Annotated in this window: 25 protein-coding genes; 6 read left to right on the top strand and 19 right to left on the bottom strand. The window is 48.0% G+C overall.

Features of this window, described 5'->3' with window-relative positions; translation table 11 throughout:
- Positions 1-32: 32 nt before the first annotated feature.
- From V6669_RS03330 to V6669_RS03310, 5 genes are all read right to left on the bottom strand, one after another.
- Positions 33-296 carry a YneF family protein gene (locus tag V6669_RS03330; RefSeq protein ID WP_017690778.1) on the bottom strand — a complete coding sequence of 88 codons (264 nt, stop codon included), beginning with the start codon at positions 294-296 and terminating at the stop codon, positions 33-35.
- Positions 297-461: 165 nt separating this feature from the next.
- The gene (locus V6669_RS03325; RefSeq protein WP_017690779.1) at positions 462-1,493 is read right to left on the bottom strand and encodes an HD domain-containing phosphohydrolase; all 1,032 of its coding nucleotides are present in this window, start codon (positions 1,491-1,493) and stop codon (positions 462-464) included.
- Between the two features lie 15 nt (positions 1,494-1,508).
- A complete protein-coding gene (gene queG, locus V6669_RS03320) occupies positions 1,509-3,389 on the bottom strand; it encodes a tRNA epoxyqueuosine(34) reductase QueG (RefSeq protein WP_338590677.1) in 1,881 nt (626 codons plus the stop codon).
- Positions 3,390-3,560: 171 nt separating this feature from the next.
- Positions 3,561-4,166 carry a signal peptidase I gene (gene lepB / locus V6669_RS03315; RefSeq protein WP_240768333.1) on the bottom strand — a complete coding sequence of 202 codons (606 nt, stop codon included), beginning with the start codon at positions 4,164-4,166 and terminating at the stop codon, positions 3,561-3,563.
- A gap of 324 nt (positions 4,167-4,490) precedes the next feature.
- A complete protein-coding gene (locus V6669_RS03310) occupies positions 4,491-4,916 on the bottom strand; it encodes a GNAT family N-acetyltransferase (RefSeq protein ID WP_017690782.1) in 426 nt (141 codons plus the stop codon).
- A gap of 420 nt (positions 4,917-5,336) precedes the next feature.
- On the opposite strand from V6669_RS03310, the gene V6669_RS03305 reads away from it, so the two are divergent.
- A complete protein-coding gene (locus V6669_RS03305; RefSeq protein WP_338590675.1) occupies positions 5,337-5,948 on the top strand; it encodes a superoxide dismutase in 612 nt (203 codons plus the stop codon).
- Positions 5,949-6,264: 316 nt separating this feature from the next.
- Here the strand turns inward: V6669_RS03305 and mutY are convergent, their stop codons facing one another.
- Together mutY and acpS are read right to left on the bottom strand one after the other, a co-directional pair.
- On the bottom strand, positions 6,265-7,632 hold the full coding sequence (gene mutY / locus V6669_RS03300; protein WP_338590673.1) for an A/G-specific adenine glycosylase: 1,368 nt from the start codon (positions 7,630-7,632) through the stop codon (positions 6,265-6,267).
- 29 nt (positions 7,633-7,661) lie between these two features.
- A complete protein-coding gene (gene acpS / locus V6669_RS03295; protein WP_091038994.1) occupies positions 7,662-8,060 on the bottom strand; it encodes a holo-ACP synthase in 399 nt (132 codons plus the stop codon).
- A gap of 249 nt (positions 8,061-8,309) precedes the next feature.
- Here acpS and V6669_RS03290 point away from each other — a divergent pair, with 249 nt between their 5' ends.
- The gene (locus tag V6669_RS03290; protein WP_338590670.1) at positions 8,310-9,125 is read left to right on the top strand and encodes an alpha/beta fold hydrolase; all 816 of its coding nucleotides are present in this window, start codon (positions 8,310-8,312) and stop codon (positions 9,123-9,125) included.
- Positions 9,126-9,285: 160 nt separating this feature from the next.
- Here V6669_RS03290 and nadE read toward each other — a convergent pair whose 3' ends face one another.
- The 3 genes from nadE to V6669_RS03275 all read right to left on the bottom strand — a co-directional run bounded on the left by nadE (position 9,286) and on the right by V6669_RS03275 (position 12,585).
- Positions 9,286-10,095, bottom strand: a complete 810-nt coding sequence (gene nadE, locus V6669_RS03285; protein WP_338590668.1) for an ammonia-dependent NAD(+) synthetase — start codon at positions 10,093-10,095, stop codon at positions 9,286-9,288.
- A gap of 139 nt (positions 10,096-10,234) precedes the next feature.
- Positions 10,235-10,669, bottom strand: a complete 435-nt coding sequence (locus V6669_RS03280) for a BrxA/BrxB family bacilliredoxin (RefSeq protein ID WP_091038991.1) — start codon at positions 10,667-10,669, stop codon at positions 10,235-10,237.
- A gap of 221 nt (positions 10,670-10,890) precedes the next feature.
- On the bottom strand, positions 10,891-12,585 hold the full coding sequence (locus tag V6669_RS03275) for an ATP-binding protein (protein ID WP_338590665.1): 1,695 nt from the start codon (positions 12,583-12,585) through the stop codon (positions 10,891-10,893).
- Positions 12,586-12,780: 195 nt separating this feature from the next.
- On the opposite strand from V6669_RS03275, the gene V6669_RS03270 reads away from it, so the two are divergent.
- Positions 12,781-14,049, top strand: coding sequence for an NAD(P)/FAD-dependent oxidoreductase (locus V6669_RS03270; protein WP_338590663.1), 1,269 nt, complete (start codon positions 12,781-12,783; stop codon positions 14,047-14,049).
- A 148-nt stretch (positions 14,050-14,197) separates the two neighbouring features.
- Here V6669_RS03270 and V6669_RS03265 read toward each other — a convergent pair whose 3' ends face one another.
- From V6669_RS03265 to V6669_RS03255, 3 genes are all read right to left on the bottom strand, one after another.
- Positions 14,198-14,581 carry a hypothetical protein gene (locus tag V6669_RS03265; protein WP_338590661.1) on the bottom strand — a complete coding sequence of 128 codons (384 nt, stop codon included), beginning with the start codon at positions 14,579-14,581 and terminating at the stop codon, positions 14,198-14,200.
- 275 nt (positions 14,582-14,856) lie between these two features.
- Complete coding sequence (locus V6669_RS03260; protein ID WP_338590659.1) at positions 14,857-16,104, bottom strand: ABC transporter permease; 1,248 nt, start codon at positions 16,102-16,104, stop codon at positions 14,857-14,859.
- A gap of 21 nt (positions 16,105-16,125) precedes the next feature.
- Positions 16,126-16,857: an ABC transporter ATP-binding protein gene (locus V6669_RS03255; protein WP_338590657.1), complete on the bottom strand. Its 732-nt coding sequence runs from the start codon at positions 16,855-16,857 to the stop codon at positions 16,126-16,128.
- Between the two features lie 195 nt (positions 16,858-17,052).
- Between V6669_RS03255 and V6669_RS03250 the strand changes: the two genes are divergently transcribed.
- Positions 17,053-17,346, top strand: coding sequence for an AbrB/MazE/SpoVT family DNA-binding domain-containing protein (locus tag V6669_RS03250; RefSeq protein ID WP_176873173.1), 294 nt, complete (start codon positions 17,053-17,055; stop codon positions 17,344-17,346).
- Between the two features lies 1 nt (position 17,347).
- Positions 17,348-17,740 (top strand): type II toxin-antitoxin system death-on-curing family toxin, encoded by a 393-nt coding sequence (locus V6669_RS03245; RefSeq protein WP_338590654.1) that lies wholly within the window; start codon positions 17,348-17,350, stop codon positions 17,738-17,740.
- Positions 17,741-17,820: 80 nt separating this feature from the next.
- On the opposite strand, the gene V6669_RS03240 is transcribed toward V6669_RS03245, so the two are convergent.
- The 3 genes from V6669_RS03240 to V6669_RS03230 form a co-directional block, all read right to left on the bottom strand.
- Positions 17,821-19,509, bottom strand: a complete 1,689-nt coding sequence (locus V6669_RS03240) for a hypothetical protein (RefSeq protein WP_338590652.1) — start codon at positions 19,507-19,509, stop codon at positions 17,821-17,823.
- Between the two features lie 45 nt (positions 19,510-19,554).
- Positions 19,555-20,907, bottom strand: coding sequence for a hypothetical protein (locus V6669_RS03235; RefSeq protein WP_338590649.1), 1,353 nt, complete (start codon positions 20,905-20,907; stop codon positions 19,555-19,557).
- A gap of 207 nt (positions 20,908-21,114) precedes the next feature.
- On the bottom strand, positions 21,115-22,446 hold the full coding sequence (locus V6669_RS03230) for an MFS transporter (protein WP_338590647.1): 1,332 nt from the start codon (positions 22,444-22,446) through the stop codon (positions 21,115-21,117).
- A gap of 472 nt (positions 22,447-22,918) precedes the next feature.
- Here V6669_RS03230 and V6669_RS03225 point away from each other — a divergent pair, with 472 nt between their 5' ends.
- The gene (locus V6669_RS03225) at positions 22,919-23,380 is read left to right on the top strand and encodes a MarR family transcriptional regulator (protein WP_338590645.1); all 462 of its coding nucleotides are present in this window, start codon (positions 22,919-22,921) and stop codon (positions 23,378-23,380) included.
- 465 nt (positions 23,381-23,845) lie between these two features.
- Here V6669_RS03225 and V6669_RS03220 read toward each other — a convergent pair whose 3' ends face one another.
- The 3 genes from V6669_RS03220 to V6669_RS03210 all read right to left on the bottom strand — a co-directional run bounded on the left by V6669_RS03220 (position 23,846) and on the right by V6669_RS03210 (position 26,467).
- Entirely contained in the window at positions 23,846-25,351 is a 1,506-nt protein-coding gene (locus V6669_RS03220; protein WP_256332459.1) for an MDR family MFS transporter, read from the bottom strand.
- Between the two features lie 47 nt (positions 25,352-25,398).
- Positions 25,399-25,971, bottom strand: a complete 573-nt coding sequence (locus V6669_RS03215; protein WP_338590643.1) for a GNAT family protein — start codon at positions 25,969-25,971, stop codon at positions 25,399-25,401.
- Positions 25,972-26,170: 199 nt separating this feature from the next.
- Positions 26,171-26,467: a hypothetical protein gene (locus tag V6669_RS03210; RefSeq protein ID WP_036614170.1), complete on the bottom strand. Its 297-nt coding sequence runs from the start codon at positions 26,465-26,467 to the stop codon at positions 26,171-26,173.
- Positions 26,468-26,522 lie beyond the last annotated feature (55 nt).

Here is a 26,522-nt window from a genome sequence, read left to right as displayed (position 1 = left end):
GAACACGCACTTTAAGCAGTTATTCCCTGCTATTATTTTCGGCGGCCCGAACTTTTACGCGCAGGATGCTGTTGCGGCTGAGGCATTTTCGCTCCTGGCTGCTGATTCTTCATCATCTGCTGGGCACGCTGCATTTGCTTGCCATTCAGGTTGTAGCCCATTTGCTTGGCCATTTTCTGAAGCATGTCCGGATTGCTTTGCATTTTCTCAAGTTGTTTACGCAAGTAGAACACCCCGATGAAAAATCCCCCGACCAGACCAACAATCAATGTGATAATCGGTATAACAATATCCATCTCTTAGACACCTCTGTATGCATTCTAAAAAGCCTGATAATCCGTGTCACTTCATGATGTTCAACACATAAGTTGCAAACCTGACACAGACCGGATTTCCTGAAAGTATCATAGCATTTCCGCACGCCTTGAGCAAACGGATTTTCCAGTTGAACCGCACACAAGCTACGTCATGACAGCTTCAATGAAAACGGTTGTATGCTGAGCCAGATCAATTTCAACCACATCCAGAGAATAACGCGTACTTCCGCGCGCCACCCTGATTACAGGTCTGCCGGGCAATCCCCGATGTTGACGCACAATGACTCCAGTCTCTTTGGTGGACAGTCGTACCGCTGTACCATTGGGATACACGGATACACTCTTATTGAACTCAATCAGAATGTCCCGATCCAGCTTCGTACCAGACAACGCCATCATCTCTTCACAGGCCTCATGTGGCATCAAACTGTCCTTGGATAAACCATTAATGAGATTATCATAGATATTAGCCACACTAACGATTCTCGCAAACAGATGAATGTCACTCCCCTTGATCCCTCTCGGCATGCCTGTACCATCTACATGCTCATGATGTTGCAGGGCTGTATGGGCGACCAACAGACTGAACTCCCGTTTGTTCTTAATTACTTCGAATCCACGCCATGTATGGTGCAGCGAAGAATTCGCAGCAGAGCCACTGCCCGGAGGTTCCCCCACTTTGCCAATATCATGCAATAATGCCCCCACGGCAAGGTCCTTCAGTTGATTATAATTGAGTCCCATATTCAGTCCGATGACCGAAGACAACAAACATACATTCATCGCATGAACATACTGTGCATTGTCTTTGGTACGAATATCGGTGAGCTGCACAAGCATTTCACGCCCGTTCAGTACATCATTCAGCAACTTCTCTATACTGAGGGCAACCTTTCTCGGGCTCCAGTCTTTCCCGGAGCGAATGGATTCGAGTGTGACACTCATTTCGTTAATTATTGCCCGTTTCGTGGTTTCATCCAGAATGTCTTCTGCATCCACATCTTTATACGCTTCATCCTGGATGTATAACATGGTCACGCCAATACGCTTCAGCGTATTGACCATGTATACGGTGAGCTGGACTCCGGCAGACAGCAATACCGTGCCGTTACTGGAATATACCGTCTTGCCCAGAAGCTCCCCCGCTTCCACGCTCTCCACGTTTACATACTTCATGAACGTCCCCCGCTCTTACGATAGCTGCTCCAATGCGAGCAATTGCTCCTTGGTTTGCAGACCGCCTACATAACCCACCAGGGTACCGTCTTTACCACTGATACGGTGACAGGGAATAATAATCGGAATCGGATTCTTGCTAATGGCGTCCAGAACTGCACGAACAGCCTTGGGTCTGCCGATGATTTCCGCAACCTGTTGGTGTGATGAGGCCTCTCCATAAGATATATCGGACAGAACTTGCCATACTTGTAGCTGGAATGGTGTTCCAAGCCGATCAAGCTGCAAGTCGAACGTTTTTCTCTCCCCTGCAAAATACTCCTTTAACTGCTTTGCAGCTTCGCTGAGCTTCTCTTCATTCTTCTCATATCGATACTCGCCAATCCAGATGCGAGCCCATTGTTGCAGATGAGCTTCGCGTACGTGAAAGGCGCCAAAATCTATGTGACACAGCCCTTCATCCGTCGCGCATAACGTAAGAGTACCAATCGGTGTCAGTATCTCATCGTAGTATACGGGCTTGCCATGAAGACCCGTAACGGCTGAAGGTTTCCACGCTGCGGCTTCCGGTTTGGCAGGCTGTGCAGACTGCTCACTACCCGGTTCAATCCCAGCTTCCATTTTCAAATCCTGTTGTAACGCACGTAAGGCATTGTTCTCGTTGTTCTGTTCCTCTGGCTGCTTCTTACTCACTTGCCCAGCCTGTGGCTGTTTGGGTAAGGTCTCGGACGAACTCAGTCGCTCCTCGGCCTTCTGCAGCATGCTTAGTACGTTCCCATCTTGTTCGTTAGCGGCAGCTTCCCCAATTGCTCTCATGGCGTCTTCTCCTCCAATTCTGCTTAACGCCCAGGCTGCGGTTCCCCGCAACTCGGGGCGCGGATCACGTTTTAATACTTCTGTAAGTTTGGGTATAGCACTTTTATCTTTGAAATTGCCCAGGGCAATAACGGCGTTGCGTTGAATCGGCTTCTTGCCCCGCCAAGCGGCGGAACTCTGACCGAAACGTTCCTTGAATTCCCGGTTACCAATATCCAGTAACGGTAGCAGGAGTGGCTTCACAATCTCCGGATCGGGGTGAAACTCGGGATGGTGATCCCAGTTCTTGCCCCGATTCTTCGGACAGACAATCTGACACGTGTCACAACCGTACAGACGGTTGCCTATTTTCAGCATAAATTCTTCGTCCACGAACCCTTTCGTCTGGGTTACAAAAGAAATACAACGCTGTGAATTCAACTGCCCCGGCCCCACCAATGCTCCTGTAGGACAGGCATCGATACATTTTGTACATTCACCGCAGTCTTCGGTCACAGGTGTGTCTGGTTGAAAAGGAATATTCGTCACCAGTTCCCCGAGAAAAATCCATGAACCGAATTTGGGTGATATAATGGCACAGTTTTTGGCGCTAAAACCAATCCCCGCACGCTGTGACACCGCACGATCCACCAGTGCTCCGGTGTCTACCATGCTTTCGATCATGGCCTCAGGTACACGTTCACGTATAAAGTTTACCAGCTTGTCCATCGCTGCACGCAGGACCTGATGATAATCCTGACCCCAAGCCGAACGGGCAAAAATACCTCGATACGCACCAGGCTCCGATTTCGGCGGATTCACCATTTTGGATGGGTATGCCACGGCTATTGCAATAAGTGAAGCGGGCTCGCCATCTTTTAAGGCGGGGTGCACTCTTTTTTCAATGTCCGGCTCTTCAAAACCTGAAGCATACCCCTTATCCCGCGACTGCTCCAGCAGCGACTTCAGGGAAACAAAGGGATCAGCCGAAGCAAATCCGATATCATCAATGCCCAGTCCGGGGCCAGCTGCCTTGATCTCCTGTTTTAACTTCTCCCATACGGAGGCATCCTGTGCTGCCCCGGTCTGTACGCTCGTCATTTCTCTTCCCTCTCTTCTTCCGATACTTATTCCGTAAATAGTGAACGCCCGCCTCACGGTAAGAGGACAGGCGTTAATTTCTATATATGCCTTGCATACTTGAATTCAAACGGAACAAGTCTATATGGTTTAACGCAAAATGCAGTCTGAAGTTGTTGTCCTGTCAGCATTTTACAATTTCTTCAATTCAGAAAACGGCCAGAAAATAAATTCAGCCTTGCCTACAATCTGGTCGGATGTAATACTGCCAAACACTCGGCTATCCTTACTTTTGCCTTCATGACGATTATCCCCCATCACGAAGAAATGATCCGGCTCCAGTGTGATTGGGCCAAAATCCGGGTCCTGCACCTCAATATCGGTGTACGTTTCCGCTTGTTGCTCGCCGTTCACATATAGATGGTGATCCCTGACTTCAATTGTATCTCCCGGAAGTCCAACGATCCGTTTCACCAGAAAATCCTTCTTCTCCACGCCTTCGCTTGGATCACGAAGTACGATCACATCTGATCGGGAAGGAGTACCCAGATGGTATACAATTTTGTTGACGAAAAGGCGATCTCGCTCAACCAGTGTCGGCTGCATGGACTGTCCCTTGACCATCGACAGATTGAACACAAACAGGTTCAGCAGCATCATGATTACAAAAGCAACAACAATCGTTTTGACCCAGTCCCACAGCTCGACAACCCAGGATTTGCCCGGTTGTTCAGGCTTTGACGGTTCATTTCGTTGCTCGGAAGTCACATGTTCCATTGAATGATTATTGGAATTCAAAGGGACACCTCATTTATTAAATAGTTGAATTAAACTTGTAACATAGTGACCATACTCCCTTTCAGTCTACTCCATTTGGGAGAGTGAAACAATTGGTTATGAGCACCAATACCTTGGTTATCGTCAATTCAGCCGGGATAGTCGCGGTGATTTAAATAAAATTCGGAGACACCGAAGCATGTTCAGTAAATGAGGAAACCAGAGGAATATGACGTGAAGAACACTCATATAAATAGAAAGGCACATCCCTCACGTTATTACACGTTAAAGAGATATGCCTAATATGAAATGAGAATCTTTTTTATTTCTTTTTAAACATGCAAACTAAGCTTTAGACAAAATACTAAGAGTCTGGAAAGCGCTCATAATCTGATTGGCACCGTAACCCATTGCTTCATATAGAGGCATGGCTACTTTGTTGTGCTCATCACCCGCCACCCATACCTGGCTGACTTTACGCTGCTGGAACCGCTGTTCCATAGCCTCGACAAGTGTTTTGCCGACTCCACGGCGACGATAGTCTGGATGTACCGCAATACGGTAGATGCAACCTTGGTTGTGATCAATCGTACCGATCAAAGCGCCTACGAGGTCTCCCTCTTCTTCCGCAACCATGATCAGGTCAGAATCCCATGACAATTGACGGGCAAACGGGCCCATCGTGTTCTCATAACACTCTTCCGATAGTGCAACCTGGAGAAGCTCCGTCATCTGGCTTGCATCACTCAACTGAAAGGAACGAACGTGCATGTCTTAAATCTCCCTTTTCGTTAGCTTAGATGAGGTTTTTTACAAAAAGGGAATCCCTTTTTACCAAAAACCCAATGTTCATATAATGACAAAAAACGAGAAAATACCGCTTCTTCGTCAATTAAACCATACTTTTCTCCATAAAACACGCATTTTCTTTTGAAATCGCTTAATTGTAACCGTTTACATACGAATATTAAACTTTTCCTCCATTTAAACGCCTGAAAACACATAAATAGTTGAATAAAGGGTAAAATATGTTTGTTATCTCTGGCCCTTCATTAGATCAACGCCTCGGGGGACTTAATAAACAAAAATGTTGCTTAATTAGCTCGAATGCGGTTTAATATTAGTGGCAAGGGTATTATTACATATGTACCTGTTTTCAAAAAAACCTAAAATCTCAGGAGGTATTTCATTATGACTTTTCAATTACCAGCACTTCCTTACGCTAACGACGCACTGGAACCACATATCGATGCAAAAACGATGGAAATCCACCATGATCGCCATCACAATACTTATGTAACCAACTTGAACGCAGCTCTGGAAAGCGCTCCTGAACTGCAAGAAAAAAGCTTGGAAGATCTGATTGCTAACCTTGACAGCGTACCTGAAGGCATCCGCACAGCGGTTCGCAACAATGGTGGTGGACATGCTAACCACAGCCTGTTCTGGGAAATCATCGGACCTAACGGCGGCGGCGCTCCTACAGGCGATATCGCAGCAGCTATCGATAGCGAACTGGGTGGCTTTGACAAATTCAAAGAAGATTTCGCTAAAGCAGCTACAACTCGTTTCGGTTCCGGCTGGGCTTGGCTCGTAGTTGGTAAAGATGGTAAGTTGTCCATCACTAGCACACCTAACCAAGACAGCCCTCTCTTCGAAGGTCTGACTCCGGTTCTGGGTCTGGATGTATGGGAGCACGCTTACTACCTGAACTACCAAAACAAACGTCCTGACTACATCGCCGCTTTCTGGAATGTAATCAACTGGGATGAAGTGAACAAACGTTACTCTTCTGCAAAATAAGACTGTTAGCATGCAACAGTTAACATAAAAGAGAGCCTGATTCGGTCATCATGACCGTGATCAGGCTCTCTTTTTGCTATCGCTATAGTTGTATTTAATGGGTGTTTTGTTTCTAACGAACCCAGGAGTCGCTATTGCACCATATTTCATCGTATCGCGAACCTAACGAATCTCAGAGTAGCTATTTCCCCAAATACGGGCTTTGATGCGCGCTTTTGGGTTGATTTGGCTATGATAACGTCACTCAGGTTCGTTAGAATTTACAATTGTGGTATATCCACATGATAAGACCTCTGGAGTTCGTTAGCTCTCCCATTTAATCATTCACTTGATCATACGCACCAGCAAAATAACTGCTGATCAGCTTCAGAAATATGTTGGGGAATGCCATCTTGTCCATATCTTCCGGACCGATCCAGCGGTAGGTCAAGCCATCGCCTTTACCAGTCAGTGTCGGAGTGCTCAGCGCTAGGTCACTAACGTCAGATGATGACATCAACAACTCTCCATCGTTAAGCGATGTTGAGATGTTCTGCGCATTAGGCGTGCATGGCTCCGATGAATGCGTTGTGGCTGGCTCAGGTGACACAGCTGATGATGAGGCTGTGCCCTCCCTTGTTGCCGCCTGTGCATCGTAGGCGGCTCTGGCTTCCGCTGCGATCAGCGGAAGCTCACTGCTCTGGTCCTGCTCGGTACACTTGTACACCTGCAGGCTCCAGACAATGTGGCTGAACACATGCTCCGCATGGGTAGCCAGCCCTTCCGGGCGGGCAGCGAAGCCTTCCGCCCATAGACTGCCGGCCAGCAATGCCATGGCCGGCTCATCCGCCAGCGGCGCCGCCTTCTTGCTCGCTGCGGCGGGCGCCGCGAGCACATGCGGCAGCTCCCACATGCGGGCCAATAGGCCCGTGTCTGGGCGCTGGCGCACAAGCACTTGGCCGCGATGAGCACCGCGGCCCTCCACAATCGCGACCAGCCGCTGCTCAGGGCGCGGCGGCTTCGCCTTGGTCTTAACCGGCAGCGTAAGCTCTCTTCCGGCGATACGGCCGGAACATTGCTCCATGACCGGGCAAGTCAGGCAGTGCGGCGCTTTGGGTGTACACACCAGCGCGCCAAGTTCCATCAGCGCCTGATTGAAATCACGCGCCCGCCCTTCCGGAATGAGCTCTCCTGCGAGCTCTTCCATCAACACCCGGGTGCTGCCCTTCATAATGTCCTCATCGATGAGGAAGTATCGGGACAGTACCCGCATGACATTGCCATCTACCGCAGGCTGCGGCTGGTTGAAGGCAATGCTGAGAATGGCCCCGGCAGTATACGGGCCCACCCCTTTTAATGCAAAGACAGCCTGCTTGTCCTGCGGCATCTCGCCTCCGTGCAGCTCCATGACTTGTCTCGCGGCTGCCTGAAGATTACGTGCACGGGAGTAATAACCGAGTCCCTCCCAATTTTTCAACACATCCTCTTCGGGTGCTTCCGCCAACGCCTGCACGGTCGGGAAATTCCCGATAAAACGATTGAAATACGGAATTACCGTATCGACCCGAGTCTGCTGAAGCATAATCTCCGATACCCATGTGAAATACGGATTGTTGTGGCGACGCCACGGCAAATCCCGTCGGTTGACCATATACCAGTCCAGCAAATTCACGCTGAAATGTTGTTTCTGTTCCTGTAAACCCATATTTCCGTCCTCTCCTATTGCCAAGCTAGCTACTTTTCCATCTGTTCTACGATCGCAAAGGCCGCTGCCAATTCCGTCTGATGCGTAATGCTCAAATGAATATCATATTGCTTATCGTATGGCAGCTGCAGACGTTCCCAGGCTTGACTGGACAGCGAGGCCACTGGACGTCCTGTCCCATCAGGCAACACCTCAATGTCAGTAAAACCCATGACACCACCAATACCGCAGCCAAATGCCTTAGACACCGCTTCTTTCGCTGCAAATCGACCGGATACAAACTCCGTCATCCGCTTCCCTCGACGAACCGCGATCTCCCACTCTGCTGGCGTTAAAATTCGTTTCAGAAATGCTTCCGCATGGCGACCGGACAGCAGCTTCCGCATACGTCCAATCTCCAGCACATCATTACCAATGCCATATATCATCAACGCTTCACCCGCTTAATCTTTTATACTGTAAGAGGTTGTTCAAAAGTTCCATCTTCTCGGTACTGAAAACCGCTCTTTTTGAACCTTCATTGTAAAAGATCTCCATTCAATCACATGATCCGTAACTCTCCGAACACGTATTCTATTGTAGCAGGAGGGGCGATCAGAAGCGAGTACCTATCCGCATTACCATATATGCTAAAATATGAATCAGGAATCGTCTGAAATTCTTAGGAGGTCTGAATAATGCCCATAACTTTTGAATTGCCCACTGACGTAGATGCGATCATTCGCGGAGACTTTTTTCCTGCACAACAACCCGCTCAAGGTGTTATCATTCTGTCTCACGGATACAAAGGCTTCAAAGACTGGGGCATGTTCCCCTATGCAGCTGCACAGCTAAGCCAGACACATCATGTGCTGACCTTTAATTTCTCTCACAACGGTATCGGCGAATATCTGGAGCAATTCTCTGAACTTGAAAAGTTCGCAGTGAATACCTACAGCCGGGAGCTTGCCGATCTGGCCCTGGTACTGGAACATGTGGCTACACAACCTGAACTCACAGGACTTCCTGTATACCTGGTTGGTCATAGCCGCGGTGCGGGCGTAAGTCTCGTCTATGCACTGGATCATCCCGAGCAGGTGGCAGGTGTCATCTCCTGGAATGGCGTAACCAATCTGGATCTCTTCACAGCGGAGCAAAAAGAAGAGATGCGTACGCATGGCCGCAGCCATGTCGTTAACGGACGAACAGGCCAGCAGATGCCACTGGACGTGTCTATACTGGAAGACCTGGACAAGCATCACGAACGATATGCTATTATTGACCGCTTGGGTGCTTCAACGTTGCGAGTCGCACTCATTCAGGGAACAGAAGATCCCCAGCGTCTGCGTGACGGTTCTGCCGCACTTGTGCAAGCCCGCCCTGATATCCAATGGCACCAGATACCTGAAGGGAACCACACCTTTAATACGGTACATCCATTTAAAGAAACCACTTCACAACTGGAGCAAGCCATCACCCAAACCCTGCAACAGATCAAAGACTGGAATAACTAACTCATCTTTAATATAGTAGTCACCTGGATTTTTGCGGTTTCTCGTTCCACATAACAAAAAGAGTCACTGTGTGAACAGTGACTCTTTTTGCATTCCCTAAGAGGGACGGTATTCAATGTTGGTGTTAACAGCTTATAACGATCATGCTCATCCACCCGTATTAGATACCAGGAATGGCATTGCGTTTGTGATGTGTGCGCGTATAGAACGCTTCGAGGCGCTCTTGTGCAGCCGGATCGATCTGTTTGCCTTCGAGATAGTCGCTGTTTGCTTCATATGAAATTCCCAGCTCATCTTCGTCCGTCTGACCTTCCCACAATCCTGCAGATGGTGCCTTGTCCAAAATAGCCTGTGGCACGTTCAGATATGCTGCCAGCTGGCGTACCTGACGTTTGTTCAGGGTGCTCAGTGGTGTGATATCCACAGCACCGTCGCCCCATTTGGTATAGAAACCTGTAATAGCTTCGGACGCATGATCCGTCCCTACAACAAGCAGGTTCTCTTCAAACGAAAGCGCATATTGCATAACCATACGAGTTCTCGCCTTAACATTACCTTTGCCTTGGTGAGTCATATGGCGTGGGCTGCCCAAGGATTTGAAACCTTGCTCCACTTCGAGCGCAATCTCGTTAACTGCATCTTCGATATTGGTTTCCACGACATGCTTCAGATCGTATGCTTTGGCTACAGCGTAGCTGTGGTCGATATCGGATTGTTCACCATAAGGTTGGAACACACCAAGCGTTTTGTACTCTTGGTTGTTCTCTTGCGTAAGCTCGTCCGTCGCTTTTTTGCAAAGCGCCGTAGCCACTGCACTGTCAATACCGCCGCTGATCGCAATCAGCAACCCCTTGGCACCCGCATTTTTCACATACGTCTTCAGAAAATCAACACGCTTGCGTACTTCCTCTTCTTCATTAATGCTTGGTTTAACCTTCAATTCAGCGATGATCTGTTCTTGCAAACTCATCGTTCACACACCCCGTTTCTCAATGAATGAAATTTGATGTCCAGCTTGAAAGGTCCGAATGGTTCAATAACCTTATCTATCCAAAATGAAACGCCCCGGCATCGGTGATCCGAAGGGCGGGGCGTTCTATTGGAGCGAATTAACGGCAGTAACGGTCAAATGCACTTTTGAGATCAGCCGCAATATCCTCTGCAGAACGGTCTTCCACTTGATGACGCTCGATAAAGTGAACGAGTTCTCCGTCTTTCATCAGAGCGATGGACGGTGAAGATGGAGGATACGGTGCAAAGAATTCACGTGCTTTTGCAGTTGCTTCTTTGTCCTGACCAGCAAATACAGTGTACAGGTGATCCGGTGTAATATCGTGCTGAAGTGCTTGGGACACACCTGGACGACATTGACCTGCGGCACATCCGCAGACAGAGTTAATGACAACCAGCGCTGTTCCTTTTGCATCCGGAAGACTTGCTTCCACTTCTTCAGGAGTACGCAACTCCTGGATTCCTAGACGAGTTAACTCATCCCGCATGGGTTGAACCATATCTTTCATGTATTGATCAAATGACATCGACATTCGGTTTCACTCCTTATAAATGGTTGTTCTATGATCTCGATAGAATTAAAGGCGAATAACTCTCCAAAACAACGTTACATTCATATCGAACATTATGGATGTAATGATGTGCTATTCCTATTATACATCCATAAGCAATGAAAGCAAGATTCAGAAACCGCCTGCGGAAAGGCCTCTTCCATAATATTATGTCTCAATGTCTGGCAAAATATGCTGAATGACTAACGTTCAAATGCCACTTTGAAGGTCGTGCCCTGGCCTTCCTCCGATTCCACAGTAATTGTTCCGTTATGTCGTTCCACAATACTCAGGCACATGGACAATCCAAGTCCGGTTCCCTTGGCTTTTGTCGTATAGAACGGTTCAAACAGCTTTTCCTTCTTCACTCTGGGTAGACCAGGTCCTGTGTCACGTACACACAGTTCCACCTTATCATCCACTATCCGTGTCTCCAGCGTAAGCACACCCTTCTCATTCATGGCTTCCATCCCGTTACGGGCCAGGTTCAACACCACCTGTTTGATTTCCTTAGAATTGAGATTCAGCTTCGGCACATTATGGGCCAACATGAGTTCTATACTCTGACCACGCAGGTTCGCATCCGCCCATAACAATGGACTGAGTTCATGTATGATATCGTGTAACTGGGATTCTTCTTTCTCGGCAACACGATTCTGAGCCAAAGACAAGAAATCATTAATGATACTGTTGGCCCGGTCCAGCTCTTCCAGAACGATCCGGTAATAGTGATCGAGGGAGTCAGGACTCTTTTCCTGCATAAGCTGAAGAAAACCCCGCACAACCGCCATTGGATTACGCACCTCATGCGTAATGCTTGCAGCCATCTGCCCCACCAGACTGAGACGATCCACATTATCCAGTTCACTTCGCAACATCTCAAGCTCCGTGATATCCTGAATGATCAGCATGGCTCCTGTAACTTCTCTCGCAGGCTCTGTTGAAAAGGCATAGATCGGTACAGTTCGGGACTGAAATACGTGCGCACCGTAACGAACGGTCAACCCACTAATCTCACCATGAACGATAGCTCTGCGAATGCTTTTATCCATCTTGTCCGCCTGACCTTGTTCAACAAATTGACTGGCAGGCTGTCCAATGAGATCAGGCGTGGAGGTACAAGGTAGCTGCTCCCTTGCGGTTTGCTCCATCATCTCATTGACAAACATCACTGTGCCTTGTTTATCTACGGTAGCAATGGAGAGAGGCACTGCGTTCAGAATCTGATGAAGTTTCTCCGTTTCGGCTATGTATCGGTGGTGGACTTCCGAGAGATGCTGCTCCAGCCCGCGATAGTGCTTCATCCGTTCCAGCCATAGCAGACTCAGACTGCCCGCAACAATGGCTCCAGCGGTATATCCAAGTGCTGTAAGTATCATGTAGGTCGCAGAGTGTGTGGATTCATTCTGGAGGGATGCGATCCATAACAGACTCGTTACAACCAGTTCCATTGTAATCAGGATGATGAGGATCGCCATTTTGCGCGAAGGTGTATTATGCTTGAATCGTTTGGCAGACAACCATACAATAGGATAGAGAAGAATGCCCGTATGAAGGAGAAATCCGTACAGATCATAGGGATGCGCAAAAAGAAAATAGAAGAGAATATGTAGAATGGACAGCGTTATGCCTATAACGGACTTACAATACAAAATAACAAGTATCACAGGTACGATGCTTAATGATATGGGTACGGTCACAGGGCTTGTATCGAGCGCAAACACCATACACAATAACATGCTCGCGACACTTGTCACAGCAAAACTGGTATCAACGGTTCCGGCATGTTCCATTCTGGCAATAGCCCGCTTGGAGAGTACCAGACGGAATAAGGGAATCAGAAATACCGCCGACCCTGCCAGCAGTACTTGTAAAAGCATGTCCTTTAACGCAACCACAATGCCATCTCCTCCTCTGCCTGCACATTCCCTCATGTATTTCTGATTAAAACATAGGCGACAGTATATTACAATATATCCCTTAAGACTGCACAATAGAACTGCTCATAACTCCATTATATTTCAGAAAAAGCCAGGAGTAGACACATTTTACGTAAAACAGACAAAATCAATGAAAAAAGAGGGTAATAACATATGTATGATGTCATTGTAATTGGTGGTGGATCTGCGGGCCTGATGGCTTGCGTTGCTGCTGCCGAGCATGGAGCCTCCGTGCTTCTGCTGGATAAAGGAGATCAACTGGGTCGTAAACTCGGCATCTCTGGCGGAGGTCGATGCAATGTAACCAATGCCAAGGAAACGGATGAACTCATCCGACATATTCCGGGTAATGGACGCTTTTTATATAGTTCGTTTCAAAATCTGGACAACCAGGGAATCATGCGTTTCTTCGAAAATCTCGGAATTGCCCTGAAAGAAGAAGACAACGGCAGAATGTTCCCTGTAACCGATAAAGCAAAAACAGTTGTGGATGCGCTGGTAGGAAAGATTGTCTCCCTCGGCGTTGAGATTCGCACCAAAGAACCGGTCAAGGAAATTATTCAGAACGGTCAACAGGTACAGGGTGTTAAATTGATATCCGGTAAAACCATTCTTGGGCGATCTGTCATCATCGCTACCGGCGGCAAATCCGTACCCCAAACCGGATCAACCGGAGACGGTTATCCTTGGGCTGAGGCTGCGGGCCACACGATAACGGAGTTATATCCGACCGAAGTGCCCATTGTGTCTGGAGAGAGTTGGATTCAGTCCAAAGAACTGCAAGGTTTGTCTTTGAGGGATATCGCTCTATCCGTAGTGGATGCCAAGGGAAAAACAGTCATCTCCCATCGCGGGGATATGATCTTCACGCATTTTGGGGTGTCCGGACCCGTCGCACTGCGTTGCAGCCAATTTATCCGCAAGGTTCAGATGAAGTCTGGAAACCCACAGGTCATTATGAGTATTGATCTGTTCCCGGAGCTGTCCCCAGGTGCATTGGAAGCTCAGGTGCAACAGGTATTGGAACAAGAATCCCGCAAGGCTGTCAAAAACATCTTAAAAACATGGGTTCCTGAACGTATGATTCCCTTAATGATGAAACGGGCAGAGATCAGCGATGACCTCACGTTCCACCATTTCCCTAAAGGTATGTTAAGCAACTTGTGTGGGCTAATGAAAGCTTTTACCTTCCGTGCAGACGGAACGAGATCGCTCAAAGAAGCCTTTGTTACTGGGGGAGGAATCCACTTAAAGGAGATATACCCAAAAACAATGGAATCCAAGCTGCTGCCTGGACTATTCTTTTGCGGTGAAGTTTTGGATATTCACGGTTACACCGGAGGGTATAATATCACCGCTGCATTCTCCACCGGATATACGGCTGGCATGCATGCGGCAGAATATAAACACGCTAAACTATAATAGGTATTACACACTTTAACCCTATTATGAATTAGCTCTAATACCAAAAACCCCGATATCCACTATTTGTGGACGATCGGGGTTTTTGGGCATTATGCCATTTTAGAAAGACGGAACGAACCACTCTTAACTTGTGATCTTTTCCCTTCTATGCTTTGACACTGCCTGAGAATCCATCAGCCGAATCATCGTATGTCGGGTCCTCGCTATAGTTATGTCTGCCTTGCTCCGTCTGGCTTCCCTGGTTTCCGCTCGCATAACCCTCTTTCCAGTCTTCATTCACGAGATGAGCCGGAATCGATATATTCTGAAACTGATCCAGCTCTTCCGTTTGTGAGGCAAATACGGCACTTCCTCCATGAGATTGTACAATCTCTACGGCAGACTGAGGATCTTGGCGATCTGTGGGGATGTACAATTCCAGCGGGCCGGACTGATATGGCTTATATCCCAATTCCTCCAAGGTTGCTCTAGCGGCATTCAACGCTGAATCGTCTGAAAAGTGCACCTGTAGTTCGCTATTATCCATCATCGTCTCTTCCTCCTTGCTACAGCTAATCTCTCATCATCCATAGATGAGATTCTTCTCCTATAGCATGGTCAGATATAGCGCACGATATGCTCCGAATTAGAAAGGAATTCCTTTAGGGCGTGTCTGAAAACTCCGAAGGAAGCAGATTTTGCCGAATTTTCGTTCCAAGCAAGGAAGTTTTCCGCAGGCGTGCCGGGGCACGTCAAGGGAAAGTGACACAGCATGGGGCGAAAAGGCGGTAAAAGATGAACTTCAGCGAGTTTTTGAGACACGTCCTAGGCCCGGGTCAGCCGAACCCATCCAGCAATAGATAAGACACAGAGTCCAAAAGCCACCGCACCTGCAGCTGTCAGAATACCGACGATCCAGCCGAGCCAAGCCAATCCCAGCGTGAATCCCATAAGAATACCAATCGGGACAAACAACATCCGAACCATCACTGAACCTGCAAGATGCAGCGCCTCCGAGTCATATGTTATAAGCTGAACATAGTCGGACGTGGCAAAAACATCCCAGGAACGATAAAACATCACCGTCAACATGATGATTAATAACGCACACACAATGACATTGACCGGAAAAGGTGGCAATGCCACCGCTGCGATGGATAGTCCGCCAAGCTGTAAATATAATTTCATCGTGGCCGAGTTCCTGAAAAATGCCTTGAACGCAATCTCCGCTGTCCGATTCGCGATGGAACGCTTGCGTAACAGTTTACGCGGTTTGCGGAAGATGATGGACCGTGTTCGTGGGGCTTTCGGCTTGCTCACCGCCCGGCTTAACATTAGAGCTGTAAGCTGCAGCCTGCTCCGCAGATCCTCCCGCACATCCCCTTCAAATGTTCCCTTCATCAGTAGCCTCATCTGTCCAACTGTAATTAGAAGAAGCATGATAATTACGATTCCAAAACTGATTTTCCACGTCTGTCCATGCATCCATGATGTCGTATGAATGGTCATATAACCTATGCCTATGACGAGAGGGATCATCTGAATCCAGCGTCGCCATCCTGTATGTCGAACCTTTGTCATATGTAGTGTTATGGCTTGGAATGAAGCTACTGCACCAAACCAGACAGCCATAAGTGCAATCTGGAGATTCGACATCTCATAGACACGGGACCATAGCGGAGCAGTCAGCGCTGTAATCATGATCATTTTGCCAAGATGTTGCAGACAGGACCGGTAGATCCCTTGCCTCATTAACGTGCGCACCCACAACGGCCTTGACTTCAGAAACAATACATCCGCTTCCTCCACAAATATCAACACACCACCGGTAAGCATAATGACGTCGATCAGCCCGGTCAGTACGGGTAGTGGTAATCCTGTCGCCCATGCAGGCAGCGGTTTGGTCCACAGACTCGTGTACCACCCAATCAGATAGAGTAGACCCGGAACAAGCAGATATACCCACACCGTCCAATCCACGACGAGTCTGAGATTTTTCATTTGTTCCCTGAAGTGCTCTTTGCGTCTTCGCCTGTATAAACGAAGTGGGGTATAACGCTGGGAAGTTTCCATTCTCTCTCACCCTCTCTCTATCTAAGACGTCAGTACATCAAAACAGTCAAACAAAGAGGCTTCCGGCAATCCTGCTGCTTCACGGATCTCATCCAATGTTCCCTCGGCAGCAGATCTGCCCGAAGCAATCAGAATAAACCGGTCGCAGATTCGTTCAGCGGTATCCAGCACATGCGTAGACATGAGCACACCCGCACCACGGCGACGTTCATCATCTAGTAATTTTAGAAAATCCTTGGTTGCACGAGGGTCCAGTCCGATGAACGGCTCGTCCACGATATAGATATCCGGCGAAGACAGAAACCCGATCATCAGCATCATTTTCTGCCGCATGCCCTTCGAAAAACTGGCTGGAAGATCATTTCGAACGTGGTCCATGCCGAAGCGAACCAACAGTTCTTCCGCTCTGGCTACAAAGACCTCTTCCTCCATTTCATACGCCGCTGCGGCTAGATCAAGATGTTCCCACAGGGTCATATATTCGTAAAAAACCGGTTGCTCCGGGATATAGGCATAACGACCATCTCCTCCAATCGTCACTTCATAGTTCGCATGTTCCAGCAGACCAAGAAGTGTTTTGATTGTGGTACTTTTGCCCGCACCATTTGGTCCGATAATACCCACCAGTTCTCCTCGCGCCACATTCATTCGAATATTGCGTATGGTCGATTGTCCCGGCTCGTATCCTGCCTCGGTAATATGTACGTCCAATATGGACTCCTGTACTTCCGTGCTTTTATATTCCGTTCCCATATCATTCACTCCCTGTTCTGATCAGGCGTTTATTTCATTCTTTATGTTTTATTGTAATCGAGTTGCGGGTTGTATGTTTGATCATTTTGAGCATTTTGAAGTACAAACCATGTTATAATGTTATTACATACTAACATTATTACATACAAATGTATTACTTTCATAAGTTAGATCATACTATAGGAGGAATATATCATGAATGGTGGGGCTCAGATGAAAGAGGAGCATTCCAAAAGAAAAATTCTTTCTCGCAAAATAGGCAAGATGGGAAACAGCTTGGGCATTAGCTTGCCTAAGGTTTTGATTGATAAGCTCCATGTTTCTCAGGGCGATGAGATTGAATTTATTGAAAATAGTCAGGGAGAAATTGTACTAAAAAAGGTTAAACAAATGAAAATACCCGAACATGTAAGACCCGAAGTACTGGAAGCTTTCTTCGACGTTTTCGAAGAAGATGAGGATATCCTAAATGATTTAAGGGATCGTTAAGATGACCATATTCCTTTCCATTGAAGAAGTAGTAGCCGCTCACCATTTTATGATGAAGAAGATGAATGATACAGCACAAGCTGGGGTTAAGGATTCTGCTTTGTTGGATTCTGCGATAAATAGACCTCTCCAAAGTTTGTTTGGAGAGGTTGCCTACCCTTCCATATTTGATAAAGCTACTGCCTTATTAGAGTCATTGGTTAAAAACCACTGTTTCTATAACGGAAATAAACGTACAGCTTATCTTGTAACCAAGTCCTTTCTGCGAGTGAATGGCTACCATTTGCAGATGGAACGTAAATATGCCGTAGAATTTATGGTCAACATTGCCGAAGGCGAGTATACATTCGAAAAGATAGTGCGCATATTAGAAGAACATTCAGAAGAACGCTAACTCATATGTCGTAACAATGCAAAAAAAGAAGCAGGGGTTCCGGATCCCCTGCTTCTTCATATTACAGTGAAAATCTCATATTACCGATTTGTCTCCACCACAGATGTAGTTCCACTCTCTGCATCCGCATCCACGTTCAGACCCAGATCCAGTGCTCCGCGGCTTTCGCTCGCGTAGTTGCTGTTTACGTTACGCTCGGTGTCTTTCACGCTGTTGCTGCGTTCAGATTGAGCCGTCGTTGCACTCTCTCCTTCTGCCTTAGCGTTCAGACCCAGATCCAAGGCTCCGCGGCTTTCGCTTGCATAACTGCTGTTCACGTTACGCTCACGGTCTTTCACGCTATTATTGCGTTCGGATTGAGCCATCGTTGCACTCTCTCCTTCGGCTTTAGCGTTCAGACCCAGATCCAGTGCGCCGCGGCTTTCGCTCTCGTAACTGCTGTTCACGTTACGCTCACGGTCTTTCACGCTATTAGTGCGTTCAGATTGAGTCCACGTTGCACTCTCTCCTTCTGCTTTCGCGTTCAGACCCAGATCCAAGGCTCCGCGGCTTTCGCTCGCGTAGCTGCTGTTTACGTTACGCTCACTGTCTTTCACGCTATTGTTGCGTTCGGATTGAGTCCATGTCGCACTCTCTCCTTCTGCTTTTGCGTTCAGACCCAGATCCAGCGCTCCACGACTTTCACTCGCAGTGCTACTGTTTACGTTACGCTCACGGTCATTCACGCTATTGTTGCGTTCGGATTGAGTCCATGTCGCACTCTCACCTTCGGCTTTCGCGTTCAGACCCAGATCCAGCGCTCCACGACTTTCACTCGCATAGCTGCTGTTTACGTTACGCTCGCTGTCTTTCACGCTGTTGCTACGGTTGGATTGAGCAACGGTTGCACTCTCTCCTTCAACTTTCGCGTTCAGACCCAGATCCAGTGCTCCACGACTTTCGCTCGCAGTGCTACTGTTTACGTTACGCTCACGGTCATTCACGCTATTGTTGCGTTCGGATTGAGTCATCGTTGCACTCTCTCCTTCTGCTTTCGCGTTCAGACCCAGATCCAAGCTTCCACGACTTTCATTCGCGAAATTACTGCTCACGTTACGCACGCTGTCTTTCACGCTGTTGTTGCGTTCAGTTTGAGCCATCGTTGCACTCTCTCCTTCGGCTTTCGCGTTCAGACCCAGATCCAAGGCGCCACGGCTTTCGCTCGCAACGTTTTTGCTCACGTTACGTTCGCTGGCTTTCGCGCTGTTGCTGCGTTCGGATTGAGTCCACGTCACACTCTCTCCTTCGGCATTCATGTTCAGACCAAGCCCCAGCGCTCCACGACTTTCACTCGCATAGCTGCTGTTTACGTTCCGATCATCGCCGCCTCGTGAATAGTCGCTCATCGTTGTACCTTCTCCCGACACATTGGCATTCAGGCCAAGGCCCAGCTTGCCAGCACTGCTACGCTCAGCAGTGTGGTCGGAAGAACGATCATTGTATCGGTTCGTGCTCTCTGAGGATAAGCCGGCATTGAGTCCAAGATCCAAATTCAATGCTCCGCTTGCACTGGATGAACCTCCATAGCTACCATGGTTACCGTAACCCGTGTCACGGTGTCCAGACAGAAGAGATCCCAGTTCCAGGCGCAAACCTGCATTTAGATCCAGATTGCCACTGCTGTTATTGCTATAGCTATCTGCGTAAGTTGCCTGCGAAGCTCCCAGCAATCCAGCCACCAACGTACCCGACAATACCGACAATTTTACCCAACGATTCACTTTTTTCATGATTATATACACTCCTTCTCAATTTTGGTTGAATTAACGCCATTGTTATTGAGAGAAAGAGGTATATTGCGGCGGCCGCCCAGGCGGTGCCTGTGACCATTGACTGAATCCATCGAGCCGTTCCATTCGGAAAGCAAAATCGTAATCTGGCGTAACCAGACCCGTTGTTGCTCCCGGAAGTGCAGCGGCTGGAGCGGTTGCTCCACCTCCAGTTACACCGGACGAACCGGAGCTTGTCCCGGCGGAAGCATTAGCTGCTCCAGGAGAAGTTGCTGCAACAGACCAACTGGTTGGTCGTTCTGTGCGAGGCTGCAATGGAGATGCTGCATCAGCATCATCTTGTTTCAGAATGGCTTCCTGGTTACTCTGCACTTGTTCAGTGACAGTTGGTTTAGCAGATGACTGATCTACGAGGAATAACTCGTTATCGGGCAAACCTGCATTAACATCGGAATCCTGCGTCAGATCGGTTCCTTCTACAGGCACTGCCTGCGGGGCAGCGGGTTGTTCTGGACGTACTTCTGGTTCCGGGGTGACCTTAATCACTTTGCCCGTAACCTGTACTGGGTCCCGTTCTTCCTCGTTGTTCTGTGATGAAACAGAATCTGCGAGTGCACTCGTATTGGAAGTTTCAACATTTGGTGTTTTGACGACCCCCTGTTGTTCCGGAGTGACTACAGGCCGTTCCGGTTTCACACTTGGAATCTCCACCTTTTCCTGATCAGGATTGAGTTCAGCGGATACGTCTGCAACTGGAACTTCTGCTCTCACAGAAGGGAGCTGGACATTTCCCTTACTCAGATCCACTCGGGATGAAGAGATATTGACCGAAGTAACCTCGGGTACATCCACCTTCACGGAAGGTAATTCAACCTTACCCTGTCGAAGGTCTGTTTTCACAGCAGACGTCTCTGCCTTGATCACTTTGGGTACCTCTGCGGTAACACCAGGCAAGGAAGCTGTCCCTTCGTTGAGGTTCACCTGACTGCTTGATACATCGGCTTTGATCACCGGTGTATCCGCCTGTACAGACGGCAGTTCGACGGTTCCCTTCTTCGCATCAATCCCAATCTCTGATGTTCCGGCCGATCCAAGCGGTGTATCTACTTTCAGCTCAGATACACTCAGCTTACCTGTGGATTCGTTCGCTTTGATCGACGGAACTTCAACATCCAGTAGTGGTGTGGATACCGATACCGACGGAGTCAGATTCAACCCGCCATCCGAATCACGTGAAAACAAATTTAGCGACAATCCGCTGGACGGTTTTTCAGAAGATACCTGAGCATCATCGGCGTATACATGTGACGATCCAACTCCCAGAAGCAAAGTCCCGGCAAGTATAGCCAGTGGTATGCTTCCAAGACGTACTATGGATTTTGGTAACTTTACATTCAAGTTGCTTCACCCCCTTTCCGCTAATGCGTTGGTGGGACAAGGCATATGAGTTTTCCCCTAGGAATAATTTGAATACAGGGATTTATGCCTGTTCCTCATTAAACGTGAAGGCGTTTACTCAAACGCTTTTTAATCATAAACTTAAAATTTGAAGTAAATTCAAACCTTCATTTCAACTGTTCTAACCTGAGCAGATTCGGCCTGTTTTCAGTCGCCTGCAACCATGGTCTTTGCTGCAATGGAGCCATTCAGATCGGCTTTTTCCCTGCTACGTTTCATCAAATAAATCAACCCAAGCAGGGTCAGCAAAATGCCTGAACAGACAAAAGCCGGCACTACACCAAATGAGGTGACCATGAATCCGCCTACTACCGGGCCCATAATATTACTGGCTGTCATCACACTGCCTACCGTTCCAAATACCCTGCCTGTCATTGCCTCAGGTGTCTGTTCCTGCAACAGGATCTGAAAGGGTACAATCGCAAACCCAATTCCGACACCTGCCAGGGCAAAAAGGGATACTAACAACAGATTAGCACCTAGCCCGGCGTGCGGCCAAATCCCAACAATAACTCCGGCTCCGCCGATAACCAGACCCATGAGTATGGTACCCAGACCCATTTTCAAAACATGCCCTGCATGCCTCCACTTCCGTACACTCATCGCCGCAATTAATGTACCTACGCCACTTGCTGCCACGCACCATCCCAGCAGATCACTTGAAATTCCGGGAAGTTGTCTGAATAACACCACAGTCTGTGAATCGGCAAATTGCAGAAAAAGTATGGCTGAAGCAAGCAAAATCAGAGACGTTCCTACATGAGGGAGAGATGCGAGCATACGGATGCCCTCCTGTGTTTCTTTCCAAAAAGAGTCTTTTGGGAGGTTGCGAACATCCCCAGCTGTCTCTTCCTCTACTTCTGTTACGTTATGAATTGCAGATTGGATCACCCGAGTTCCAGGAATCCACAATAAAATGATGCCGGAGATCAGAAAAGAGGCTGAATCGAGAACAAAACACCAGGTGATGCCAAAAGCGGCTACCAGCAGTCCACCAAGCGCTGGACCGATAATTTTGGACATCTGTTCGATCACCGAGCTGATGGATACAGCTTGCGCAAGCTGTTCGCGAGGTACAATTTCCTTCAGCTTTCCGTTTTTGGCCGGAGAGAAGATTACATCGAACAGGGATTTGAGGACAAGCAGTATGTAAACGTGCCAGATCTGGTCAGCAAAAATTAACGCACCCACAATGATGATCCGTGCACCATCAGCTACAATCATCAGCCATTTTCGGTTCAGGCGATCTGCAAGCGTGCCTGCGAATGGCCCTGTCAACAGAATAGGCAGTGCTGCGGAAAGTGTGACAAATGTAATCTCCCATGGCGTTGCATTCCAGCGGATACCCACGAGGGTCAGGATTGCGAGCAGATGCAGCCAATCACCCAGATTGGAAATGGCCTGTGCCACCATCAATGTTACAAAAGATCGGTTATTTTTCAGCGGTCGTTGTCCTGCAAACGTTAAATCACTTGTCATCCTTCTTCTCCTCCATTACCTTCCGAATTCATAATATGAACTCATTATAAGAGATTAGGGCTTGACTCAACCTCCTGCCAGAGGCGGAGAAGAAGCGACATCTGAAGGATGATTTTTTTAGCATGATGAATGATCAAATTTTAAATGCTAAAAATGCAAATCTTGTGACATATCGCATGTTTTTCGTAGAAATAGAAGTTTACAATTAAACCATGGCGACAACCTGAATCGTCAAACATAACTAACCAACTCATATAAGTTGAAATACTCTTTTACATGAACAGCATAACGGAGAGGACAGAAATAACCTGAAAAAGCGAAGCGTTCACCTTTATCACCGGATTTTACCTTTGAAGAATATTTCAAAAAATCTGGGGATAACAGTGATTGGAAGGTTGTTCTGTCCTCGTAGTGGTAGGTTGTAACTTTATCATTTCAACTTATAAAACTAATCTGAAAAGGCGGGATCAGCATGCTGGAATTACAAGAAATCGGAACCGAACGTTCACTTCATCTGTACCGCACCTTGGCCCAGACATTCAAGAGCGTGAATGAACACGCTGTATCCGGAAGCAAAGTGCATGGCTTCAACCCCACCGCATACGGGGTGCTCGAAGTGTTATATATGAAAGGAGCTCAGCCGATTCAACAGGTTGGCGCACAACTTCTGCTGCAAAGTGGTAACGTGACCTATGTGATCGATAAGCTCGAGCAAAAAGGATTGTTACACCGCAAACATTGTCCGCAAGACAGACGTATCATCTTTGTGGAACTGACCGAAGAAGGACAGCGCACCATGGATGACATCTATCCAGGCTATGCGTTGAAGATTGATCGTGCTGTAAGTGGACTAAGTGAGGAAGACAAGGAATTGCTGTCCGAACTCTTGGGAAGGCTTGCACATTCTGCAGACCGTTTATCAGCAAGCAACTAGAGTGTATCTTCCAACCTGCCGAAAGCGGGAGCGTAACAGAATGTACTGGAGCAGATATGGAGCGGGAGCGCTAACGAACCTGTGACGTCTTATTTAGGGGTTTGAAGCGCTCGCAGCATTTTAAGGAATCTGACACACGTTATCTTTGAATAAACAGCCGTTTACAACGTGTTTTTCAGGTGATTTCGGGGAATAACGTGTCTCATGTTCCTTACAATTTAGAAAGAGGAGTAGAAGGTCTAATAAGAAGTCCTCCGTTCCTAAGAAATTCGTCTGGACGATTCACCAGGATCAGCCAGCCTGTACTTCAAAATGCTTTAGACCCGGGCATCCCCCAACGTATCTCTTGCCTGAGTTTGAAGTTACACTCTAGTCCACTGCACGTGTGCCATCAACAAAAATAACCGGATTTGCCTGACATCGGCGAATCCGGTTTTTCATATGTTTTTCGTATATATATCTTCTTTACTTTGAGCCTTGTGGCTGCGGGGGAGCATCTGCATCTTCGGGTACAATTAAACGTTTGCGTAGAGCAAGCGTCGTTACCCACGAGACCAGTGCAATGACAAACATAATCACAAACAGGGAATGCAAGCTTCCTTCCAGCACGTTACGCAGCAGCGCCCATTTATCATCTGATAGTGCTGCATCCGTATGTGGTGCGAGCAGTTCATTCAGATCATTCTCCGAAATTCCAGCCTCCGCCAGATTCTGCTCACTCGATAACGTGGAGATTCGATAGTTCAACCAGGTGCCAAAAGCCGCTGCACCAATCGTCTGTCCCAATGTACGCATGAACGTGTGCAGTGCCGTAGAGGAGCCACGCTCCTTATACCCTACGGAGGACTGCGCAATAATGGTGAAGATCGTGAATGCAAACCCGAAGCCGAGACCATAAATAAAGGTCAATATAAATAGCACAGCCTGCGGGGATGTCCCGCCCACCAGAAAGAGTCCACCCGATCCGATCGCAATTCCCGTTAATCCAATCAATGCGGTCAACCGTGATCCAATTTTCATCAACAGGCGGCCTGCCAACACACTACCAATGAGCCAACCCACCGACATCGGCGCGAGTAGCAACCCGGATTCCGTCGCATTACCTCCCCGAACACCCTGCACCCAGAGCGGCAAATAACTGGTCAGGCCGATCATCAAAGTACTGGTCAGGAGTCCAGCGATATTCGCCACACGGATATCACGAATTCGGAACAAATGTAGTGGAACCATTGGGGCCTGAGCTTTTTTTTCCACCACAAAAAATAAAATAATAAACAGAGCGGCAACCACACTCAGTCCTACAATCAACGGAGAGCTCCAGGCATAATACTGCCCACCCGCCGACAGGACAAATAACAATGCGGTAATGCCCACCGTGAAGGTCAGCGCACCGACATAGTCAATTTTGGCTGTACGTGGAGAGATATCTTCCTTCAGATAACGAAATACAAACCACATCGCGAGCAGACCAAACGGCACATTAAAACCAAAGATCCACTGCCAGCCCAGATTATCTACAAAATAACCGCCAAGCAGCGGTCCCGCCAGAGAGGAAATGCCCCACACGGAGCTGATCCAGCCCTGAATTTTGCCACGTTCTTCAATGGCGTAGATGTCCCCAATAATCGTAAATGTAACAGGAACTACCGCACCTGCACCAATCCCCTGTATAGCACGGAAAATAATCAACTGCTCCATATTCTGCGACAGACAGCACAAGAGGGAACCCAGTAAAAATAAGGCACAGCCAATCAGAAATACAGGCTTTCGTCCATACAAGTCACTGATTTTACCGAAAATGGGCGTACTCACAGCCATTGTCAGCAGGTATGCGGTGAAAATCCAGCTCAGCAGCTGTACACTCCCCAGCTCACTGACAATGGTCGGCCCTGCCGGACCAATTACGGTACCTTCAATCGCTGACAGAAATGTCGCGAGTAACAGCCCCGTCAAGATGAAACTGCGCTTCAAACCTCCAGTTGCATTCACACAAACCCTTCTCTCTTCGTTTCTCTCTTTTATTTACCTCGCTTGCGAAGGAACTCATCATACAACATCGAGTACATCACCATATCCTTATATCCGGTCGACGTATGTTGCACCTGTCGCAGCAACCCTTCCCGCGTGAAGCCGCGGTTTGTCAGGAACTCGCCGGAAGCCAGATTACGCGGATCAACCAGCGCTTCAATTCGATTAAGACCCATGGTCTCATATCCAAAAGGCAGCAATGCAGAGAAAGCCTCCGTCATATAACCGTGGCGCCAATAATCACGTCCCAGCTCATAACCAATCTCACCCCGGAATGCGCCTTCAAGCTGCCATGTATTGAAGCCACAACTGCCTATGAGCTTGCCTGTTTCTTTGAGTTCAATCCCCCACCGGATCGCATCCTCTTCCCCTGCCATTTGGTTGAGCAGTGCGATCATGTCCGCCGCTTCGCTTGTCCCAATCATGGGTGCAAGATTCATGTAACGGGTCACCTCGCGATCTGACCAGCATGCGAACATCTGGGCCGCATCCCGGCGACGCATTTTACGCAGACGAAGCCGCGCAGTCTCCATTTCGGGAATTCTTCCTTTGCATTTATACATATAAAGACACTCCGATCCGATCTATCTCCGCAGACCATAATATTCAATAGTCATCTAATCATAACCTGCGCCGAATGGCAACTATTCAGTCATGCACACACGTCAAAAAACCGGGCCAATGTCACTCCCGGTCTTGTTGTACGTATGGATCCATTCAAGTTTGAGTGAATTACGGAATCATGGCTTGTCCAAATGAATTTTAAGCTTTGGACGTTTTCTTGCCCTTCCCCAGTAATTCATCGCTAACCCGGCCAAACACAGCCGTGATTTCCTTGAATTCTTCGATGCCAGTCCCGGTTAGGCTCCATTGGTCCCCGTGGGCAGTCAGGAAGTTCTCCTGTGTCAGGTGCTCAAGCTCCTGCTTGATCTCCCGCTCTCCAACGCGATATCCCCGTTCTTCCAATAGGGGCAGTGCCTCGCTAACGTTCAAATCCTGATTTTGCGCGAAATATAGTAGATGAATCCGTACAAAAAGATTCTGTACCTCTGCATGCATAAGCCAAGCTCCTTCCCGGGTTGTAGCCCTCCGTGGTTGCTAAGTAATTACCCCA

The organism is Paenibacillus sp. Y5S-9, assembly GCF_036894235.1.
GTDB lineage: Bacteria > Bacillota > Bacilli > Paenibacillales > Paenibacillaceae > Paenibacillus.
This window is presented reverse-complemented; position numbering and strand designations above follow the sequence as displayed.

What these genes read in the sequence shown, in the direction of transcription:
- acpS (WP_091038994.1), bottom strand. Translation starts at nt 8,060, where the DNA reads ATGATATATGGCATTGGTAATGATGTGCTGGAGATTGGACGTATGCGG.
- V6669_RS03280 (WP_091038991.1), bottom strand. Translation starts at nt 10,669, where the DNA reads ATGTCGATGTCATTTGATCAATACATGAAAGATATGGTTCAACCCATG.
- queG (WP_338590677.1), bottom strand. Translation starts at nt 3,389, where the DNA reads ATGACGAGCGTACAGACCGGGGCAGCACAGGATGCCTCCGTATGGGAG.
- V6669_RS03225 (WP_338590645.1), top strand. Translation starts at nt 22,919, where the DNA reads ATGCTGGAATTACAAGAAATCGGAACCGAACGTTCACTTCATCTGTAC.
- V6669_RS03250 (WP_176873173.1), top strand. Translation starts at nt 17,053, where the DNA reads ATGAATGGTGGGGCTCAGATGAAAGAGGAGCATTCCAAAAGAAAAATT.
- V6669_RS03270 (WP_338590663.1), top strand. Translation starts at nt 12,781, where the DNA reads ATGTATGATGTCATTGTAATTGGTGGTGGATCTGCGGGCCTGATGGCT.
- V6669_RS03255 (WP_338590657.1), bottom strand. Translation starts at nt 16,857, where the DNA reads ATGGGAACGGAATATAAAAGCACGGAAGTACAGGAGTCCATATTGGAC.
- V6669_RS03210 (WP_036614170.1), bottom strand. Translation starts at nt 26,467, where the DNA reads ATGCATGCAGAGGTACAGAATCTTTTTGTACGGATTCATCTACTATAT.
- V6669_RS03305 (WP_338590675.1), top strand. Translation starts at nt 5,337, where the DNA reads ATGACTTTTCAATTACCAGCACTTCCTTACGCTAACGACGCACTGGAA.
- V6669_RS03265 (WP_338590661.1), bottom strand. Translation starts at nt 14,581, where the DNA reads ATGATGGATAATAGCGAACTACAGGTGCACTTTTCAGACGATTCAGCG.
- V6669_RS03330 (WP_017690778.1), bottom strand. Translation starts at nt 296, where the DNA reads ATGGATATTGTTATACCGATTATCACATTGATTGTTGGTCTGGTCGGG.
- V6669_RS03290 (WP_338590670.1), top strand. Translation starts at nt 8,310, where the DNA reads ATGCCCATAACTTTTGAATTGCCCACTGACGTAGATGCGATCATTCGC.
- V6669_RS03325 (WP_017690779.1), bottom strand. Translation starts at nt 1,493, where the DNA reads ATGAAGTATGTAAACGTGGAGAGCGTGGAAGCGGGGGAGCTTCTGGGC.
- V6669_RS03215 (WP_338590643.1), bottom strand. Translation starts at nt 25,971, where the DNA reads ATGTATAAATGCAAAGGAAGAATTCCCGAAATGGAGACTGCGCGGCTT.
- V6669_RS03310 (WP_017690782.1), bottom strand. Translation starts at nt 4,916, where the DNA reads ATGCACGTTCGTTCCTTTCAGTTGAGTGATGCAAGCCAGATGACGGAG.
- nadE (WP_338590668.1), bottom strand. Translation starts at nt 10,095, where the DNA reads ATGAGTTTGCAAGAACAGATCATCGCTGAATTGAAGGTTAAACCAAGC.
- V6669_RS03245 (WP_338590654.1), top strand. Translation starts at nt 17,348, where the DNA reads ATGACCATATTCCTTTCCATTGAAGAAGTAGTAGCCGCTCACCATTTT.
- mutY (WP_338590673.1), bottom strand. Translation starts at nt 7,632, where the DNA reads ATGGGTTTACAGGAACAGAAACAACATTTCAGCGTGAATTTGCTGGAC.
- V6669_RS03230 (WP_338590647.1), bottom strand. Translation starts at nt 22,446, where the DNA reads ATGACAAGTGATTTAACGTTTGCAGGACAACGACCGCTGAAAAATAAC.
- V6669_RS03240 (WP_338590652.1), bottom strand. Translation starts at nt 19,509, where the DNA reads ATGAAAAAAGTGAATCGTTGGGTAAAATTGTCGGTATTGTCGGGTACG.
- V6669_RS03260 (WP_338590659.1), bottom strand. Translation starts at nt 16,104, where the DNA reads ATGGAAACTTCCCAGCGTTATACCCCACTTCGTTTATACAGGCGAAGA.